18 protein-coding genes are annotated in these 16909 nt (G+C 69.6%); 3 read left to right on the top strand and 15 right to left on the bottom strand.

Annotated features, from left to right (window positions below; all coding sequences use genetic code 11):
- Positions 1 to 15 precede the first annotated feature (15 nt).
- On the bottom strand, positions 16 to 372 hold the full coding sequence (locus AAG688_RS04100; protein WP_411834081.1) for a J domain-containing protein: 357 nt from the start codon (positions 370 to 372) through the stop codon (positions 16 to 18).
- A 140-nt stretch (positions 373 to 512) separates the two neighbouring features.
- On the opposite strand from AAG688_RS04100, the gene AAG688_RS04095 reads away from it, so the two are divergent.
- Both AAG688_RS04095 and AAG688_RS04090 read left to right on the top strand, forming a co-directional pair.
- Positions 513 to 1439 carry a phosphoribosylaminoimidazolesuccinocarboxamide synthase gene (locus tag AAG688_RS04095; protein ID WP_411834080.1) on the top strand — a complete coding sequence of 309 codons (927 nt, stop codon included), beginning with the start codon at positions 513 to 515 and terminating at the stop codon, positions 1437 to 1439.
- Between the two features lie 167 nt (positions 1440 to 1606).
- Entirely contained in the window at positions 1607 to 2083 is a 477-nt protein-coding gene (locus AAG688_RS04090; protein WP_411834079.1) for a DUF962 domain-containing protein, read from the top strand.
- Between the two features lie 13 nt (positions 2084 to 2096).
- Here AAG688_RS04090 and AAG688_RS04085 read toward each other — a convergent pair whose 3' ends face one another.
- From AAG688_RS04085 to hppD, 12 genes are all read right to left on the bottom strand, one after another.
- Complete coding sequence (locus AAG688_RS04085) at positions 2097 to 2969, bottom strand: NAD-dependent epimerase/dehydratase family protein (protein WP_411834078.1); 873 nt, start codon at positions 2967 to 2969, stop codon at positions 2097 to 2099.
- A complete protein-coding gene (locus tag AAG688_RS04080; RefSeq protein ID WP_411834077.1) occupies positions 2962 to 3345 on the bottom strand; it encodes a Na+/H+ antiporter subunit G in 384 nt (127 codons plus the stop codon). Before AAG688_RS04080 ends, AAG688_RS04085 begins: the two co-directional genes overlap by 8 nt.
- On the bottom strand, positions 3342 to 3584 hold the full coding sequence (locus AAG688_RS04075) for a K+/H+ antiporter subunit F (protein WP_411834928.1): 243 nt from the start codon (positions 3582 to 3584) through the stop codon (positions 3342 to 3344). Before AAG688_RS04075 ends, AAG688_RS04080 begins: the two co-directional genes overlap by 4 nt.
- 23 nt (positions 3585 to 3607) lie before the next feature.
- The gene (locus AAG688_RS04070; RefSeq protein ID WP_411834076.1) at positions 3608 to 4093 is read right to left on the bottom strand and encodes a Na+/H+ antiporter subunit E; all 486 of its coding nucleotides are present in this window, start codon (positions 4091 to 4093) and stop codon (positions 3608 to 3610) included.
- The gene (locus AAG688_RS04065) at positions 4090 to 5616 is read right to left on the bottom strand and encodes a monovalent cation/H+ antiporter subunit D (RefSeq protein WP_411834075.1); all 1527 of its coding nucleotides are present in this window, start codon (positions 5614 to 5616) and stop codon (positions 4090 to 4092) included. Before AAG688_RS04065 ends, AAG688_RS04070 begins: the two co-directional genes overlap by 4 nt.
- The gene (locus AAG688_RS04060; protein WP_411834074.1) at positions 5613 to 6023 is read right to left on the bottom strand and encodes a Na+/H+ antiporter subunit C; all 411 of its coding nucleotides are present in this window, start codon (positions 6021 to 6023) and stop codon (positions 5613 to 5615) included. Before AAG688_RS04060 ends, AAG688_RS04065 begins: the two co-directional genes overlap by 4 nt.
- Positions 6023 to 8848 (bottom strand): monovalent cation/H+ antiporter subunit A, encoded by a 2826-nt coding sequence (locus AAG688_RS04055; RefSeq protein ID WP_411834073.1) that lies wholly within the window; start codon positions 8846 to 8848, stop codon positions 6023 to 6025. Before AAG688_RS04055 ends, AAG688_RS04060 begins: the two co-directional genes overlap by 1 nt.
- Before the next feature lie 87 nt (positions 8849 to 8935).
- Positions 8936 to 9886 carry a calcium/sodium antiporter gene (locus AAG688_RS04050; RefSeq protein ID WP_411834072.1) on the bottom strand — a complete coding sequence of 317 codons (951 nt, stop codon included), beginning with the start codon at positions 9884 to 9886 and terminating at the stop codon, positions 8936 to 8938.
- Positions 9887 to 10068: 182 nt separating this feature from the next.
- Positions 10069 to 10689 carry a lectin gene (locus AAG688_RS04045; protein ID WP_411834071.1) on the bottom strand — a complete coding sequence of 207 codons (621 nt, stop codon included), beginning with the start codon at positions 10687 to 10689 and terminating at the stop codon, positions 10069 to 10071.
- A gap of 78 nt (positions 10690 to 10767) precedes the next feature.
- The gene (gene hmgA, locus AAG688_RS04040) at positions 10768 to 12072 is read right to left on the bottom strand and encodes a homogentisate 1,2-dioxygenase (RefSeq protein WP_411834070.1); all 1305 of its coding nucleotides are present in this window, start codon (positions 12070 to 12072) and stop codon (positions 10768 to 10770) included.
- Positions 12073 to 12100: 28 nt separating this feature from the next.
- Complete coding sequence (locus AAG688_RS04035) at positions 12101 to 12487, bottom strand: endonuclease domain-containing protein (RefSeq protein WP_411834069.1); 387 nt, start codon at positions 12485 to 12487, stop codon at positions 12101 to 12103.
- 130 nt (positions 12488 to 12617) lie between these two features.
- Positions 12618 to 13688, bottom strand: a complete 1071-nt coding sequence (gene hppD / locus AAG688_RS04030; protein WP_411834927.1) for a 4-hydroxyphenylpyruvate dioxygenase — start codon at positions 13686 to 13688, stop codon at positions 12618 to 12620.
- A 123-nt stretch (positions 13689 to 13811) separates the two neighbouring features.
- Between hppD and AAG688_RS04025 the strand changes: the two genes are divergently transcribed.
- Positions 13812 to 14315 (top strand): MarR family winged helix-turn-helix transcriptional regulator, encoded by a 504-nt coding sequence (locus AAG688_RS04025; RefSeq protein ID WP_411834068.1) that lies wholly within the window; start codon positions 13812 to 13814, stop codon positions 14313 to 14315.
- Positions 14316 to 14595: 280 nt separating this feature from the next.
- On the opposite strand, the gene AAG688_RS04020 is transcribed toward AAG688_RS04025, so the two are convergent.
- Positions 14596 to 16125, bottom strand: coding sequence for a peptide MFS transporter (locus AAG688_RS04020; RefSeq protein ID WP_411834067.1), 1530 nt, complete (start codon positions 16123 to 16125; stop codon positions 14596 to 14598).
- 151 nt (positions 16126 to 16276) lie between these two features.
- Entirely contained in the window at positions 16277 to 16909 is a 633-nt protein-coding gene (locus AAG688_RS04015; RefSeq protein WP_411834066.1) for an energy-coupling factor ABC transporter permease, read from the bottom strand.

The raw sequence follows: 16909 nt of genomic DNA, 5'->3' as shown, positions 1-16909 counted from the left end.
GTCTCTTCGGAAGGTTCAGCGCTTGCGCAACGTCTTGATGCGGTCGTAGGCGGCGTTGATCTCGCCGGCCTTCTTCTCGGCCTGGCGGCGCAGGTCCTCGGCCGCGCCGGCCATCTTGTCGGGGTGGTACTGCGACATCAGCCGGCGGTAGGCCTGGTCGATCTCGGCGTCGGAGGCGTCGCGGGTCAGGCCGAACACCTGGTAGGGGTTGTCGCGGCTGAGCCTGAACCAGTCCTCGTCGAAGGCATGGCCGATGATGAGGCCGATCAGCCCGCCCAGCGGGTGGCGCATCAGCAGCCAGCCGGCGATGAAGCCGAGCAGTTTTCCGTACCAGCGCTTCATCGATGGGGTTTCCTCGGGCAGGCCGGTCATTTTACGGCACATGGCCGGCCGCCGGCCGTACACTACGCGGCCCGGTCGGCGCCGGGCCTGCCCGCGGGCGGCCGGGGAATGCAGCGGAAGGGCCCGCCCTTCCGGCGTCCATGCTGGTTTCGGCTCCCCAAGGAGTGTTTGTGCCCACGACGTTGCTCCAATCCGATCTGCCCGGCCTGCCGCTGCGCCATCGCGGCAAGGTCCGCGACGTGTTCGACATCCCCCGCGAGCGCCTGCCGGCCGATGCGCCGCCCGGCGACTGCCTGCTGATGGTCGCCACCGATCGCCTGTCCGCGTTCGACGTGGTGCTGCCGGATCCGATTCCCGGCAAGGGCGAGATGCTCTGCCAGATCTCCAACTTCTGGTTCGCCAGGACCGCGCACCTGATGCCCAACCACCTGACCGGCATCGACGTGGCGTCGGTGCTGCCGGAAGGCGTGGACGCGGCGCTGTACGCCAAGCGCGCGGTGGTGACCAGGAAGCTCAAGCCGGTGCCGGTGGAGGCGATCGCGCGCGGCTACCTCATCGGCAGCGGCTGGAAGGACTACCAGCGCACCGGCAAGGTCAGCGGCATCGAGCTGCCCGACGGCCTGCGCCAGGCCGAGAAGCTGGCCGAGCCGATCTTCACGCCCTCGACCAAGGCGGCGGTCGGCGACCACGACGAGAACATCGACTTCGACACGATGGTCAGGACCATCGGCGCCGAACTGGCCGAGCGCGTGCGCGACGCGACGCTGCGGCTGTACCGCTTCGCCGCCGACTACGCGGCCGAGCGCGGCATCCTGCTGGCCGACACCAAGTTCGAGTTCGGCACCGACGCCGACGGCCGCCTGTACATCATGGACGAGATGCTCACGCCCGACTCCTCGCGCTACTGGCCGGCCGAACAGTACGAAGTCGGCACCAGCCCGCCGAGCTACGACAAGCAGTTCGTGCGTGACTACCTGGAGACGCTGGACTGGGACAAGACCGCGCCCGGCCCGAACCTGCCGGCCGGGGTGATCGAGCGCACCCGCGCCAAGTACGCCGAGGCGCTGCAGAAGCTGGCCGGCATCGTCGTCGACTGACCGTCGATGCCTCTTCCCTGTGGGAGCGACGTCAGTCGCGATGGGGCTTTACCGGCACCCTGTCGCGACTGACGTCGCTCCCACAGGTATTCCATCGCGTTCCGGCATGCCCTGCCGGCCTGCGCTATGCTCGCCCTGCCCTGCCGCATGCCTACGCGGGAAAATGAATGAACGCCACGCAACGCCCGCTGGACCGCTGGTTCGCCAGCTATTCCAGCGACCACCGCAACGCCGTCAACCGGCGCATCCACGTGTTCGCGGTGCCGGCCATCCTGTGGACGGTGGTCGCGCTGCTGTGGTGCATCCCGGTGTTCGGCACCTGGATGAAGACCGGCATCTGGGCGGCGCTGGCGATGTTCGCGGCGTGGATGTTCTATTACCGGATGTCGCGCCCGCTGGGGCTGGGCATGCTGGCGGCGTTCGTGGCGATGGCGTGGATCACGCGCTGGCTGGAGATGCTGCTCGGCACCGCCGGCCTGTTCCGGCTGGCGCTGGTGGTGTTCGTCGTGGCCTGGGCCGCGCAGTTCCTCGGCCACCGGATCGAGGGCCGCAAGCCCAGCTTCATGACCGACCTGACCTACCTGCTGATCGGCCCGGCCTGGGTGCTGGGCAGGCTTTACCGCCGGCTGGGCTGGAAGTACTGAACCGCGCCCGCGCTCAGCGCTGGCCCAGTTCGGCGGCGGTGGGGCGGAACATGCGCGGCGCGTAGCCGAGATCGCGGCGCGCGGGCGCGGCGTCGAAGCACAGGTCCTCGCCCATCCGCCCGATGGCCGCATCGCCCAGCCCCTGCATCCTGCCCAGCCGCCGCGCCGCCGCCAGCGCGAGGCGGAACAGCGGCGGCGGCACTTCCAGCAGCCGCGCCGGCGGCCGCAGGGCCAGCAGGCAGCGCCGCACCATCTCCCGGTATTCCAGCGTCTCCCCGCCCGGCAACGCATAGGCCTGGCCGGCGGCGGCGTTGCTGTCGATCGCGGCCAGCGCCGCGTCGGCCAGGTCCTGCACGTGCACCGGCTGGCGCAGGCCGGTCGCGCCGCGGGGCAGGACGAAGAAGCCGCTGCGCGCAGCCATCGCGGCGATGCGGGTCAGCGTCCGGTCCTGGCCGGCGCCGTAGACCAGCGTGGGCCGCAGCAGCGTCGCGCCGGCGCCGAGCCCGGCGGCGGTGGCGAATACCCCGGCCTCGCCCGCGCGCAGGCGCGCGGCCAAGTCGCGCTCGTGATCGTCGGCCGACGCCTGCTTGGTCTCCACGCTGGTCGAGCCGAACGCGACCACGCGCGCGGCGTCGAAGCGCGTGCGCGAGTACCAGTGGGCGAAGCGATCCAGCGGACCGAGGCTGAAGAGCGCATCGGCGCGCACCGGCAGGCCGTCGATGCCATCGAACCCGCCCGGCAGCCATCGCAGTCCCGCCTGCGGCGCGCGCGGCTGCCGCGACACCGCCGCCACCTGCCAGCCTGCGGCCAGCAGGCGCGCGATCACCGCCTGCCCGATCTGCCCGCTGCCGCCGAAGACCAGCGCGCTGCGCATCGGCTCAGGCATCGCGCCCTTGCGCCGGCGCGGATGCGGCGTCATCGGCCACGAGCGGATCGGAAGGATGGACCTTCGGCAGCTTGGGCCGGGTCTCCATCATCAGCGACAGCGCCGCCTTGGACATCATGTGCGCGCTGATCGGCGCGGTGACGAACAGGAACGCGGTGATCAGCAGTTCGCGCGGCTGCAGGCCGTCGCCCTGCACGGCGTGGTAGCCGATGGACGCCATCAGCACGCAGCCCACGCCCAGGGTGCTGGCCTTGGTGGGCCCGTGCAGGCGCTTGAAGAAGTCGTCCATCTTCACCAGCCCCAGCGAGCCGACGAAGATGAAGAAGCTCGACACCGCCAGCAGCGCGACCAGCGCGATTTCGACCAGCGGGTTCATTCGACGATGTCCCGGCGCAGCACGTACTTGCTCAGCACCACCGTGCTGACGAAGCCGAACGCGGCGATGATCAGCGCCGCCTCGAAATAGATCGGCGAGTCCAGGTACATGCCGAACAGCATCAGCTCGGCGATGGCGGCCACGTTCAGCGTGTCCAGCCCGAGGATGCGGTCCGGCACGGTCGGCCCGCGCAGCACGCGCCACAGCGCCATCAGCATCGCAAGGCCCACCACCATCATCGATACCACGATCGCGGTCTGGATCACGGGAACACCTCCATCAACGGGGCTTCGTAGCGCTGCTTGATCTCGGCGATGGTCGCATCGGCGTCGCGCAGGTTGAAGCAGTGGACCAGCAGGTGGCGCCGGTCCGGCGACAGTTCCGCCGACACCGTGCCGGGCGTCAGGGTGATGATGCTGGTCAGCACGGCCATGCCGTGGATGTTGCGGATGTCCAGCGGCACCCAGATGAAGCCGGGCGTGATCGCCGACTCCGGCCCCAGGATCAGCCGCGCCACCTCGATATTGGAACGCACGATGTCCAGCGCCACCGTGGCCACCAGCCGGGGCAGCGCCCGCAGCGCGCCGATGCGGGCGAACTCGCGATCCAGCCGCGCCGCGAACAGCGGCATGCACACCGCCAGCAGCGCGGCGATGGCGAGCTGGCCGGGCTTCACGCTGGCCACCAGCAGCAGCCAGAACACGAAGGTCAGCACGCTCATCGCCGGCGACGGGAACAGGCGCTTCATGGCGACGGCTCCCGCAGCTGGGGCGGCGTCTGCCGCACGCGATCGACGACGGCCTGCGGATCCAGCAACTGGTCGGCGGTGGCCCGCGCATAGTCCAGCACCGGCGCGGCGGCCACCGTCATCGCCACGCCGTAGCCCAGCAGCAGCAGCACCGCGCCGGTCTCGACCGCGCGCACCGGCCGGCGCATCGGCACGCCGTCGTCCTCGACGCGCCAGAACAGCGCGCTGCCGGCGCGCGCCAGCGCCGCGATGACGATGAAGCTGCTGGCAAGCACGATGCTCCATACCCAGCCGGCCTGTCCGGCCGGCGTCGCGTCCAGCACCATCAGCTTGCCGAGGAAGCCCGAAAGCGGCGGCAGTCCGGCCACCGAGACCGCCGCGACCAGGAACACCAGGCCCAGCTTGGCGCGCCGGTGCATCGGCGCGGCCACGCCGAAGCGATCGCCGGCCTCGCCACGGCTGCGCCGCACCAGGTCGGCGATCAGGAACAGCGCGGCGGCGACGAAAGTACTGTGCAGCAGGTAGTAGAGTCCGGCGGCGATGGTTTCCGGCCGCGCCAGCGCGAAGGCGACGAACAGCGTGGCCGCCGACACCAGCACCAGGTAGGCCACCAGCGCGCGCAGCCGGGTTGCCGCCATCACCCCCAGCGACGCCAGCGCCAGCGTCGCCAGTCCCAGCGGCAGCAGCCACTGCCAGGCGAAGCCGGCCAGCGCGCCGGCCAGCGGGCCGAAGATCAGCGTGCCCACCCGCAGCACCGCGTACAGCCCGACCTTGGTCATGATCGCGAACAGCGCCGCGATCGCCGCCGGCGCGCGGGTATAGGCTTCCGGCAGCCACAGGTACAGCGGCAGCAGCGCGGCCTTGGCGCAGAACACCAGCAGCATCAGCGCGCCGGCGGCCTGGATCAGCGGCAGGTTGCCGGCCGGCGCCTGCCCCACCCGCAGCGCCATCTCGGCCATGTTGAGCGTGCCGAGCATGCCGTACAGCACGCCCAGCGCGATCAGGAACAGCGTCGATGCGGTGACGTTGAAGACCACGTAGTGCAGGCCCACGCGCATGCGCACGTTGCGCCCGCCGCTGAGCATCAGCCCGTACGAGGCGATCAGCATCACCTCGAAGAACACGAACAGGTTGAACGCGTCGGCGGTCAGGAACGCGCCGTTGATGCCGACCAGCTGGAACTGGAACAGCGCGTGGAAATGCGGCGAGCGCTGGTCCCAGCCGGCGCAGGCGTAGAGCAGGCACGGCAGCGCCAGCAGCGCGGCGGCCAGCACCATCAGCGCCGACAGCCGGTCGGCCATCAGCGCGATGCCCAGCCGAGCCGGCCAGTCGCCGAGCAGGTAGACCAGGGTCTCGCCGCGGCCGGCGCGCCACAGCAGCGCGATCGCCACCGCCAGCAGCGCGGCCATCGCGGTCAGCGCGATCGCGCGCTGGGCGAGGATGCCGCGGCGCTCGGACATCAGCACCAGCGCGCCGGCCATCAGCGGCAGCAGGATCGGCAGGATCGCCAGGTGCTGCGTCATGCGCGCGGCTCCGCGGCGCCGTCGGCCGCGTCGGCGGATTCCTTCGGGCGCACCGGCGCGCCGGCCAGGCCGGGCCGGCCGGCGTCGACGTGATCGCTATGGTTGTCGGCGCGGTTGCGGATCGCCAGCACGATGGTCACCGCGGTCATCGCGAAGGCGATCACGATCGCGGTCAGCACCAGCGCCTGCGGCAGCGGGTCGGCGTAGTTGGCCAGGGTCGGTGCCACGCCCTCGCGCAGCACCGGCGCCTTGCCCATCACCAGCCGGCCGCTGCAGAAGATCAGCAGGTTGGTCGCATACGACAGCAGGGTCATGCCGATGATCACGTCGAAGCTGCGCGGGCGCAGCAGCAGGTAGACGCCGGCGGCGGTGAGGATGCCGATGGCGCTGGCCAGTGCGAGTTCCATCAGTGCAGTTCTCCGGTGATCTTGGAACGCTGCGCCGGATCGATGGTGCCGCGGTGCGAGGAGATCCGCCTGGACGGGCGGATGGTGCCCATCATCGACAGGATTAGCATCGCGCCGCCGAACACCACCAGGTAGACGCCGATGTCGAAGCCGATCGCGCTGGTCAGCGGGATGCCGCCCAGCAGCGGCAGCTGCGGCTCGGCGTGGCCGCTGGTCAGGAACGGATGGCCCCACAGCATCGGCGCCACGCCGGTCGCCAGCGCGATCACCAGGCCCATGCCGATGCAGGCCACGTAGTTGAAGCCGAAGCGCGACTCGACCGACTCGGCGCCCTGCACCACGTACTGCATCAGCAGCGGCACCGCCAGCACCAGGCCGGCGATGAAGCCGCCGCCGGGCGCGTTGTGGCCGCGCAGGAACAGGTAGATCGACACCGTCAGCGCCATCGGGAACAGGATCTGGGTCAGATCGGCCGGCACCGGCAGCAGGATCGGCCCGCCGGGCATGCGCTTCTCCGGCGCCATCCGCACCCGCCGCAGCAGCGCGTGCACCACCAGCGCGGCGATGCCGAACACGGTGATCTCGCCCATCGTGTCGAAGCCGCGGAAGTCCACCAGGATCACGTTGACCACGTTGCTGCCGTAGCCCTCGGGCAGCGAGCGCGCGAGCAGCTCGCCGGCGATGGTGTCGGCCGGGCGCATCAGCATCGCGTAGGCCAGCCCGCCGACGCCCAGGCCCACCGCCAGCGCGATCGCGCCGTCGCGGATCTTGCGCGCGCGCGCGCGTTCCGGCGGCGACGACGGCGGCAGGTAGTTCATCGCCAGCAGCAGCAGCGCCAGGGTGACCATCTCCACCAGCAGCTGGGTCAGCGCCAGGTCCGGCGCCGACAGGAAGGCGAAGGTCAGGCTGACCACCAGCCCGGCCACGCCGACCACGATCACCGCCAGCAGGCGGTGGCGGTGCAGCCGCAGCGTCATCACCACCGTGGCCAGCAGCATCCACCACAGCAGCCAGCCCAGCGGCGGCTGGTTGACCAGGCGCGGCGTCGGCAGGCGCAGATCCTGCAGCAGCGGCAGCGCAATCGCCGCCAGCGCGGCCAGCATCAGCCACAGCAGGCTGCGCTGCACGCTGCGGTTGACCACCAGCCCGGTCACCCGCCGCGCCAGCCGGAACACCGCCTCCATCTGCCGCTGGAACAGCCAGCGGCCCTGCGATTCCTGCTCGATGGCGTGCATGTCCAGCCGCCGGCGCAGGCCCAGGTACAGCAGCACGCCGCCGACGATGCCGCCCAGGCTCATCATCAGCGGCTGGTTGAAGCCGTGCCAGATCGCCAGGCTGTAGGCCGGCAGCGCCTCGCCCAGCAGCGCGCGCGCGGCCGCGTCCAGCGCCGGCGCCACCGTCAGCGACGGCAGGATGCCGACCGCCAGGCACAGCACCACCAGGATCTCGACCGGGATCTTCATCCAGCGCGGCGGCTCGTGCGGCATCGTCTCCAGCCCGCGCGGCCCCTTGCCGAAGAAGGTCTCGTAGACGAAGCGCAGGCTGTAGGCCACGCCGAGCACGCCGGCCAGGAACGCCGCGGCAATCACCGCCTGCCGGATCGGGCCTCGCTGCTGGACGTCCAGCGCCTCGGCGAAGAACATCTCCTTGGACAGGAAGCCGTTGAGCAGCGGGATGCCGGCCATCGCCAGCGAGGCGATGATCGCCAGCGCGCTGGTGAACGGCAGGTAGCGGCGCAGGTTGCCCAGTTTGCGGATGTCGCGCGTGCCGGTCTCGTGGTCGATGATGCCGGCGGCCATGAACAGCGAGGCCTTGAAGGTGGCGTGGTTGAGGATGTGGAACAGGCCGGCGACCACCGCCATCGGCTTGGACAGGCCGAACAGCAGCGTGATCAGGCCCAGGTGCGAGATGGTCGAATACGCCAGCAGGCCCTTCAGGTCGTGCTGGAAGATCGCGTTCCACGCGCCTATCAGCAGGGTCAGCGCGCCGATGATGCTGACCGCGTAGAAGAACAGGTCGGTGCCGGCCAGCACCGGGTGCAGCCGCGCCAGCAGGAACACGCCGGCCTTGACCATCGTCGCCGAGTGCAGGTACGCCGACACCGGCGTCGGCGCGGCCATCGCGTGCGGCAGCCAGAAGTGGAACGGAAACTGCGCGCTCTTGGTGAACACGCCCAGCAGCACCAGCGCCAGCGCGGCCGGATACCAGGGGCTGTTGCGGATCTGCGCGCCGGCGGCCAGCACCGCGTCCAGTTCGAAGCTGCCGACGATGCGGCCGATCAGCAGCACCCCGGCGAGCAGCGCCAGCCCGCCCGCGCCGGTGATGATCAGCGCCATCTTGGCGCCTTCGCGCGCGTCGCGGCGGTGCGACCAGAACCCGATCAGCAGGAACGAGCTGATGCTGGTCAGTTCCCAGAACACCACCAGCAGCAGCAGGTTGCCGGCCAGCACCATGCCCAGCATCGCGCCCATGAACAGCAGCAGGCAGGCGAAGAAGCGCCGCGCGCTGTCCCTGGCGCTGAGGTAGTAGTGCGCGTACATCACTACCAGCGCGCCGATCGCCAGCACCATGCCGGCGAACATCCACGACAGCCCATCCAGCCGCAGCGAGAACGTCAGCCCGATCTGCGGAATCCACGCATGCCCGGCGCGGATGACGTGCCCGCCCAGCACCGCCGGCGTCAGCCAAGCCAGCAGCAGCAGGCCCAGCACCGGCGCCAACCCCGCCAGCAGGGCGGTCGCGGCGCGCGGCAGGCGGCGGGGCAGCGCCACCAGCAGGGCCATTGCGAAGGGCAAGGCCAGCAGGACTTCGAGGAATGGGATCATCGGCACCTAGGCAGGGAACACGGGATTCGCGAGCAGGCGGCCCAGTTTAACAGGCGATCCCGCGCCAGCCGCGCGCCCGGGCCGTGATCAGGACAGCATCAGCAGCTCCAGCGCGATCCAGCCGGCGAAGGCGGCCAGCAGCACCGCGCCCTCGTTGCGGCTGACGCGCAGATCCCCGCGCAGCATCGGATACAGGACCAGCACGAAGGCGATGGCCGCCGGCAGTTCCAGCCGCACGAACGATCCGGGCAGCGGCAACGGACGGAACGCCGCCATGCCGCCGACCACGACCAGCAGGTTGAACAGGCTCGATCCGATCACGTGGCCGACGACCATGTCGCCCTGCCCGCGCCGCGCCGCCGCGATCGCCGCGGCCACTTCGGGCAAGGCGGTGCCGATCGCCACCGGCAGCAGGCCGGTCAGCAGCGGCGACAGCCCCCATTGCGCGCCGATCACCGGCGCGCCCTGCACGACGTACTTCGCGCCGTAGTACAGCAGCGCCGCGGCCACGGCGAAGCGCAGCAGGTTCATCCACAGCGTCGCGTGCGTCTGTGCGTAGGCGATCACGCCCTCGCGCACGTCCTGCGCCTCGCGCGGCGCGCGCGCCAGCAGGAAGCCGAGCATCGCCACGAACAGCAGCAGCAGGGCCACGCCTTCGCCGCGGCCGACCACGCCGTCCAGGCCGAACGCGATCAGCGCCAGCGTGGCCAGCGCCAGCAGCACCAGCAGCGGCGACAGCAGGCGCACGCGCACCAGCAGCGGCGCCGCCAGCGCGGCCGCGCCCAGGGTCAGGCCGAGGTTGACGATGTTGCTGCCGACCGCGTTGCCCAGCGCCAGGTCCTGCGCACCGATCCAGATCGCGCGCGCGTTGACCGCCAGTTCCGGCAGCGAGGTGCCGAAGGCGATCAGCAGCAGGCCGGCGACGAACGGCGAGGCGCCGATCCGCTGCGCCAGCCCGGCGGCGCCCTTGACGATGGAATCGCCGCCCAGCGCCAGCAGCGCCAGGCCCAGTACGAAGTATCCCCATGCCGCGAGCATCGCCTTCTCCCCCGATCGCGCGTTGCGAAAGCCGCTTCGTGCGCGGCCGGCACCGGGCCGCGCGGGCCGGTGCCGGGCAAGCTTAGCGCGACCCGGCGCGGGTGATGTTGGGTGTCCCGCTGGAAACTTTCATCCGTCATCCCGCGCAGGCGGGGATGACGACCTGGGGTTCGCGGAACCCCCTACGAACACCCTTCGACATAGTCGGCCTGCGGCAGCAGGCCGACCCGCCACGCGGTGACGATGCCAGCGGCATCGACCTCGAACACCAGCTTGCTCGGCGCCACTCCGCTGGCGTCGATGCTCAGGTACTGCCCGCCCTCGACGTACTTGTGCGGCGCCGACGCCAGCGCGCCGCCGTACATGGCCTGCAGCTCGGTCGCGCTCATGCCGACCTTGCCGCCGCCCGGCGCGGTCTCCTTGTCGGTGCCGACGTCGTAGCGGACGAAGCGGCCGTCCTCGATCATGAAGGCGAAGTCGGCCGGCCGCGCGACCCACTTCGGGGTCAGGTAGTAGCAGCTGCTGTCCTGCCCGGGCAGGCCGTTGAGTTCGCCGCCCCAGGCCGCGCGCGCCTGCTCGACCGTCTCGCCCAGTCGCATGTCGCCGTAGCCGAGGAAGCTGGCCTGGCTGATCGCCACCGGCGGAGCGGGCTGCGCATCGTCCTGCTGCGCGTCGTCCTGCTGCGCGGCCGGCGGCGGTTCGGCCATCGAAGCGGTGGTGACCGGTTGCGGCGCGGGTTCGGGCGGCTTGCATCCGCCCAGGACCACGGCCAGCAGCACGGCCGACGGCAGCATCGCTCTCATCAAGGATCTCCGGTTCGCGGGAAACCCCGGAGACTAGCCCGCCGCGGCGTTAACAAACTGCAAAGGCGGCCGCGTTTTTCAGCTTCCGGCGAAATGCTTCTTCAGGCCGGTCCAGCACGCCTGGTAGTCGCGCTGGCGGTGCGCCGCCTCGACCGCCTGCCGGGTCGGCCGGATCACCGCGCGCGTCTCGAACATGAAGGCCATCGTGTCGGCGATGACGTCCGGCCTCGACAGATCCGCTGCCGACGCCTTCTCGAACGTGGCCGCGTCCGGGCCGTGGCCGGTCATGCAGTTGTGCAGCGAGGCGCCGCCAGGCGCGAAGCCCTCGGCCTTGGCGTCGTAGGCGCCGTGCACCAGCCCCATGAACTCGCTGGCGACGTTGCGGTGGAACCACGGCGGGCGGAACGTGTCCTGCGCCACCAGCCAGCGCGGCGGGAAGATCACGAAGTCCATGTTGCTCACGCCGGCGCTGTCGCTGGGCGAATGCAGCACCAGGAAGATCGACGGATCCGGGTGGTCGTAGCTGATCGAGCCGATGGTGTTGAAGCGGCGCAGGTCGTACTTGTACGGCGCGTAGTTGCCGTGCCAGCCGACCACGTCCAGCGGCGAGTGGCCGATCGGCGCGCGCCACAGGTGGCCCTGGAACTTGGCGATCAGCTCGAAATCGCCCTCAATGTCCTCCCAGGCCGCGTGCGGGGTCAAGAAGTCGCGCGGATTGGCCAGGCCGTTGCTGCCGATCGGCCCCAGGTCCGGCAGCTTGAGCAGGGCGCCGAAGTTCTCGCACACGTAGCCGCGCGCGGCGCCGTCGGGCAGCGTCACCCGGAAGCGGATGCCGCGCGGGATCACCGCGATCTCCTGCGGTTCGACGTCGAGCACGCCCAGTTCGGTCTCGACGTGCAGGCGGCCCTGCTGCGGCACGATCAGCAGTTCGCCGTCGGCGTCGTAGAACCAGCGCCCGTCCATGTCGCGGTTGGCCGCGTACAGGTGGATGCCCACGCCCGACTGCGCGGCCGGCGAGCCGTTGCCGGCCATCGTGTACAGGCCATCGACGAAATCGCGCGGCGTGGCCGCGTCGGGCAGCGGCAGCGGGTTCCAGCGCAGTTGCTCCGGGGTGACCGGGCCGTCGCCGAAATCGTTGTGGAAGGCCGGCGCCGCGGCATACGGCGCGAAGGCCCCGTGCATGGCCGCCGGGCGGATGCGGTACAGCCAGCTGCGCCGGTTGGCGTGGCGCGGCGCGGTGAACGCGGTGCCGCTGATCTGCTCGGCGTACAGGCCGTGCGCGACGCGCTGCGGCGAATTGCGCCCGACCGGCAGCGTGCCGGGGATCGCCTCGGTGGCGAACTCGTTGCCGAAGCCGGTTTGATAAGCGTTGCTCTCAATCATCGCTGGCATCCCTCTTGATCCTGCTTTGCTAAAGCCCCTCTCCCACCGGGAGAGGGGTTGGGGAGAGGGCCGGCCGGGACACGACGTCCCAGATCGCCTCGACCACCGCTTCCGTCCGTGTCAGTACTTCATCGTCCCAGAATCGAATCACCTTCCAACCCTGCGACTCCAGATAGCGCGTACGGCCGGCATCCGTCGCGACCGTATGCTGGGATCCATCCAGTTCGATCACCAGCATCTTTTCCATACAGCAGAAATCAACGATGTAGGGCGGAACAGGATGCTGACGCCTGAACTTCATTCCACCCAGTCTCCCGGCCCGCAGATGCCGCCAGAGCTTGCGCTCGGCGTCGGTCATGGCGCTGCGCAGGCGTTTCGCATTCTCCAGCGTACTCGTGGGAAGCGGTGGTTTCATCGTCCTTGACATGAAGCATCCCGATGGCTTGATGGATGCGGAACTTCCCTGGGGCGTCATGCCCATCGCTTCGCCTTACCCTCTCCCCAACCCCTCTCCCAAGGGGAGAGGGGCTGTCATCGCGAGGGGTTTACAGCACGCCGCGCCTCATCTGGTCGCGCTCGATGCTCTCGAACAGCGCCTGGAAGTTGCCTTCGCCGAAACCCTCGTTGCCCTTGCGCTGGATGATCTCGAAGAAGATCGGGCCGATCGCGTTCTGGGTGAAGATCTGCAGCAGCTTGCGCTGCTTGGTCTCCGGATCGGCGTCGATCAGGATCTTGTTGCGCGCCAGCCGCGGCACGTCCTCGCCGTGGTCGGGCACGCGCTGGTCGATGACGTCGAAGTAGGTGTCCGGCGTGTCGAGGAACTCGATGCCCTGCGCGCGCATCGCCTCCACCGTGTCGTAGATGTCGTCGGTGAAGCAGGCGATGTGCTGGATGCCCTCGCCCTTGTAGGCGTCGAGGTACTCGTTGATCTGCGACTTGGGATCCGAGGACTCATTGAGCGGGATGCGCACGATGCCGTCCGGCGCGGTCATCGCCTTGGACAGCAGGCCGGTCTTGGCGCCCTTGATGTCGAAGTAGCGGATCTCGCGGAAGTTGAACAGCCGCTCGTAGTAGTCCGACCACTTCTGCATGTTGCCCACGTACAGGTTGTGGGTCAGGTGGTCGATGAAGGTCAGGCCGAAGCCCTTCGGATCCTCCTCCGCGCCCTCCACCGGCACGTAGTCGGCGTCGTAGATGCTGCCGGCCTCGCCATAGCGGTCGACCAGGTACAGCATGCAGTCGCCGATGCCCTTGATCACCGGCGCCGGCACCGCGCGGGTGCCGGCCTTGTGATCGACCGCCTCGCCGCCATTGCCGATGACGGTGGCATACACCTCGTCGGCCGGCTTGCGGAAGCGGATCGCGAAGCCGCAGGCGCACGGGCCGTGCGCGCGGGCGAAGTCGGCGGCGAAGGAATCCGGATCCTCGTTGACCAGGAAGTTGACCCCGCCCTGCCGGTACACGGTGATCGGGCGCGTGCGATGGCGCAACACCGCGCTGAAACCCAGCTTGCGGAAGTAGTCGTGCAGCGCCTCGCCCTGGCCCTGCGGCGCGGCGAACTCCACGAACTCGAAACCGTCGATGCCCATCGGGTTCTCGAACGTGGTGACCTGCATGCCGGGATTGGGTTGTGTGCTCATGGGACGCCTCGCTAGGCTTGCGGGAACCAGTCGCCGTTATAGTTTCAGGTGAAACTATTTGCAAGTGGCGGCGCAACATCCCTCCTGCAGCCCACGGCCATGAACCCGGACAACCCCGATTCCCACGACGAAAACGGCCACGCGCGGCTGGATCTCGAACATTTCCTGCCGTATCGGCTCAGCGTGCTGTCCAACCGGGTCAGCCAGACCATCGCCGGCCTCTACGGGCGCCGCTTCGGGCTGGCGATCACCGAGTGGCGGGTGATGGCGGTGCTCGGCCGCTACCGGGATCTTTCCGCCGGCGAGGTCGCCGAGCGCACCGCGATGGACAAGGTCGCGGTCAGCCGCGCGGTCGCCCGCCTGCTCGATCGCGGCCTGATCGAGCGCGACACCCACGGCAGCGATCGCCGCCGCTCGATGCTCAAGCTGTCCGAGGTCGGCTATTCGGTCTACGACGAGGTCGCGCCGATGACGCTGGAATGCGAGCGCCGCCTGCTCATGCACCTGGACGCGGAAGAACGCGCCCAGCTCGATCACCTGATGCGGAAGCTGGGCGACGGCGTGGAAGGCCTGGCCGAGGGGATGAAGGCGTGGCCGGGCTGAGCGGACCGCCGGATCGCGCCGGCGGCGGGAAACATGGAAAGAAAAAACGGCGGCCTGGGCCGCCGTTTTTCTGTCTGTGCGTGCGCAATGCCGGTCGAGTGGTGGAGCCTGGCTGCGGAACGATGATGCTGCGTTGCGATTGTCGTCTTCGTCTCCCCCTCACCCGCCTTCGGCACCCTCTCTCCCGCAAGCGGGGGAGAGAGGCTACTCCATCGAATCCAGGGGCCGGCAGGGATGACGTTTCCGCAAAGCCGCCCGCTCGCGGGCGCGGGCGGAATCGTCACTTCACGCCGTGCATCAGCTTCTGGATCAGCGGCGCGATCACGAACAGCAGCACGCCGGGAATCACCAGCGCCCAGAAACCGAACGTGTAGCCGGACAACGCCGATTCGACGTTCATGCCGCTTTCGCCGCTGACGTGGCTGGCGAAGATGCCCGACAGGTTGTTGCCGATCGCCGTCGAAAGGAACCAGCCGCCCATGCCGAAGCCGACCAGCCGCACCGGCGCCAGCTTGGTCACCATCGACAGTCCGATCGGCGACAGGCACAACTCGCCGACCGACTGGATGACGTAGACCATGAACAGCGTCCAGAACGGGATCTTCAGCGTCTGCGGGTCGACCAGGCTCGACAACGCGAACATCAGCAGCAGGAAGGCCAGGCCGTTGAAGATCAGGCCGAGGCCGAACTTGCGCGGGATCGACGGATTGTGGCGCCCCATCTTCACCCACAGCCAGGCCAGCAGCGGCGCCAGGGTGATGATCGCCAGCGAATTGACCGACTGGAACCAGCCGACCGGGAAGATCCAGCCATTGAAATCGCGGTTCACGATGTTCTGCGCGAGGAAGTTGAACGAGCTGCCCGCCTGCTCGAAGAAGCACCAGAACAGCACGTTGAACACGAAGATGATCAGCATGGCGATGGCCATGTCGCGCCGCACCGCGCCGTCGCGGAAGCCCTCCTTGAGGATCAGCACGCACAGCGCGATGAACAGCGCGGAGAGGATCCACTGCAGGGCGCCGGCGCCGATCGACAGCAGGAAATAAATCACCGGGATGGCGATGACCGCGCAAATCGCGGTCACCAGGACGCGCCCGGTGCCTTCGGCGCCCGCGAGCGGCCGCCCGACGCCCTGCAACTGCCTGCGGCCGAACCAGAACCACACCAGGCTGATCAGCATGCCGATGCCCGACACGAGGAAGACGACCTTGTAGGCCGGCATCTCGGGCGTTCCGCCCATCACGCGCTCGGCCAGGATGCCGGTCAGCCACGGCGCGATCATCGCGCCCAGGTTGATGCCCATGTAGAACAGGGTGAAGCCCGAATCGCGGCGGCCGTCCGTCGCGCCGTAGAGCTTGCCGACCATCGTCGAGATGTTGGGCTTGAACAGGCCGTTGCCGACGATGACCGTGGCCAGGCCGAGCCTGAAGAGCTGTTCGTTCGGCAGCATGATCAGGAAAAGGCCGGTCGCCATGATCACCGCGCCGAGCAGGATCGAGCGTTGGTAGCCGATGACGCGGTCGGCGACGTAGCCGCCGAACAGGGCCGCGGCGTAGACCAGCGCCAGGTAGGCGCCGTAGAGCCGGCTGGCCGGCGCTTCGCCGGCACTGTCGCCGCCATAGAACTGGGCGACGATGTAGAGGGCCAGCGCCCAGCGCATGCCGTAGAACGCGAAGCGCTCCCAGAACTCGGTCATGAACAGCATCCACAGCGGCCGCGGATGCCCCATCAACTGCGGATAGGAGGGCGGCTCGCTCGGCGGCTGCGGCGGGATGGGTTCGAGTTTGGGCGCGATGGTCTCGACGCTCATGCGGTGGTTTCCCCCTGGACATACGGGTTGAACGGATGCGGAAAGCCCTGCGGCCCCCGCGGGACGCGGCAGCATTACCGACGCGGGTGGTCCGCGTCAAAGATCGAGGCCTCGCGCCGGTGCCGGCGCTGGCGCCTTCCCCTGTTCAGGCTCAACGCGGCGGCGGCAGGTAGCGCGCGTCGTCGAAGCTCGCGCACCACTGCGGCCGGTACACCACCACCAGCGCCATCGTGCCGCCGCTGAGGAAGCCTTCGCCGAACATCATCAGCGGCGTGGCGATCAGGTAGGCGCCGGCGCTGCCCACGTCCAGCCACGCCGCCACCGCCGCCTTGAACAGGTTGCACACCAGCATCGCCAGCGCGCCGCCGAGGAAGGCCTGCACCATCACGTAGATCAGCAGGTGCGGCGGCAGCCAGCGCTCGGCCGCGCGAGAGAGGCCCAGGCTGCACAGCACCGGCAGCAGCGCGGTGGCGATGAAGTCCGGGCCGAAGCCGATCCAGGCCTGGCCGAAGAAGCTGGCCGTCAGCGACGCGGCCGCCAGCGCCCACAGCGCGAAGCGCGGGCCGAACATCAGCGTGGCGATCACCGCGCAGGTGAAGTTGAGGTGCGCCCCGCCCAGGCCGTGGGTGTTGAAGCCGCGCATCAGGATCAGCGCGGCGGTGGCGATGCCGAGCACGCGCTGCGCCTCGGCGTCGCCGCGCAGCTTGTACCAGGGCAGCCGGCGCGCGGCGGCGGCCAGCACCGCCACCGCCACGCCCGCCGGCAGCCATTGCACCCAGGCCAT

It is taken from the genome of Pseudoxanthomonas mexicana, assembly GCF_046736355.1.
GTDB lineage: Bacteria > Pseudomonadota > Gammaproteobacteria > Xanthomonadales > Xanthomonadaceae > Pseudoxanthomonas_A > Pseudoxanthomonas_A mexicana_B.
Note: the sequence above shows the minus strand (reverse complement) of the source record. Positions and strands in the feature narration are given on the sequence as shown.

Bases quoted from the DNA above. Each gene is read 5' to 3' on its own strand.
- AAG688_RS04100 (WP_411834081.1), bottom strand. From the start codon at position 372: ATGACCGGCCTGCCCGAGGAAACCCCATCGATGAAGCGCTGGTACGGA.
- AAG688_RS04090 (WP_411834079.1), top strand. From the start codon at position 1,607: ATGAACGCCACGCAACGCCCGCTGGACCGCTGGTTCGCCAGCTATTCC.
- AAG688_RS04085 (WP_411834078.1), bottom strand. From the start codon at position 2,969: ATGCCTGAGCCGATGCGCAGCGCGCTGGTCTTCGGCGGCAGCGGGCAG.
- AAG688_RS04080 (WP_411834077.1), bottom strand. From the start codon at position 3,345: ATGAACCCGCTGGTCGAAATCGCGCTGGTCGCGCTGCTGGCGGTGTCG.
- AAG688_RS04075 (WP_411834928.1), bottom strand. From the start codon at position 3,584: ATGATGGTGGTGGGCCTTGCGATGCTGATGGCGCTGTGGCGCGTGCTG.
- AAG688_RS04070 (WP_411834076.1), bottom strand. From the start codon at position 4,093: ATGAAGCGCCTGTTCCCGTCGCCGGCGATGAGCGTGCTGACCTTCGTG.
- AAG688_RS04065 (WP_411834075.1), bottom strand. From the start codon at position 5,616: ATGACGCAGCACCTGGCGATCCTGCCGATCCTGCTGCCGCTGATGGCC.
- AAG688_RS04060 (WP_411834074.1), bottom strand. From the start codon at position 6,023: ATGGAACTCGCACTGGCCAGCGCCATCGGCATCCTCACCGCCGCCGGC.
- AAG688_RS04055 (WP_411834073.1), bottom strand. From the start codon at position 8,848: ATGATCCCATTCCTCGAAGTCCTGCTGGCCTTGCCCTTCGCAATGGCC.
- AAG688_RS04050 (WP_411834072.1), bottom strand. From the start codon at position 9,886: ATGCTCGCGGCATGGGGATACTTCGTACTGGGCCTGGCGCTGCTGGCG.
- AAG688_RS04045 (WP_411834071.1), bottom strand. From the start codon at position 10,689: ATGAGAGCGATGCTGCCGTCGGCCGTGCTGCTGGCCGTGGTCCTGGGC.
- hmgA (WP_411834070.1), bottom strand. From the start codon at position 12,072: ATGATTGAGAGCAACGCTTATCAAACCGGCTTCGGCAACGAGTTCGCC.
- AAG688_RS04035 (WP_411834069.1), bottom strand. From the start codon at position 12,487: ATGAAACCACCGCTTCCCACGAGTACGCTGGAGAATGCGAAACGCCTG.
- hppD (WP_411834927.1), bottom strand. From the start codon at position 13,688: ATGCAGGTCACCACGTTCGAGAACCCGATGGGCATCGACGGTTTCGAG.
- AAG688_RS04025 (WP_411834068.1), top strand. From the start codon at position 13,812: ATGAACCCGGACAACCCCGATTCCCACGACGAAAACGGCCACGCGCGG.
- AAG688_RS04020 (WP_411834067.1), bottom strand. From the start codon at position 16,125: ATGAGCGTCGAGACCATCGCGCCCAAACTCGAACCCATCCCGCCGCAG.
- AAG688_RS04015 (WP_411834066.1), bottom strand. From the start codon at position 16,909: ATGGCCTGGGTGCAATGGCTGCCGGCGGGCGTGGCGGTGGCGGTGCTG.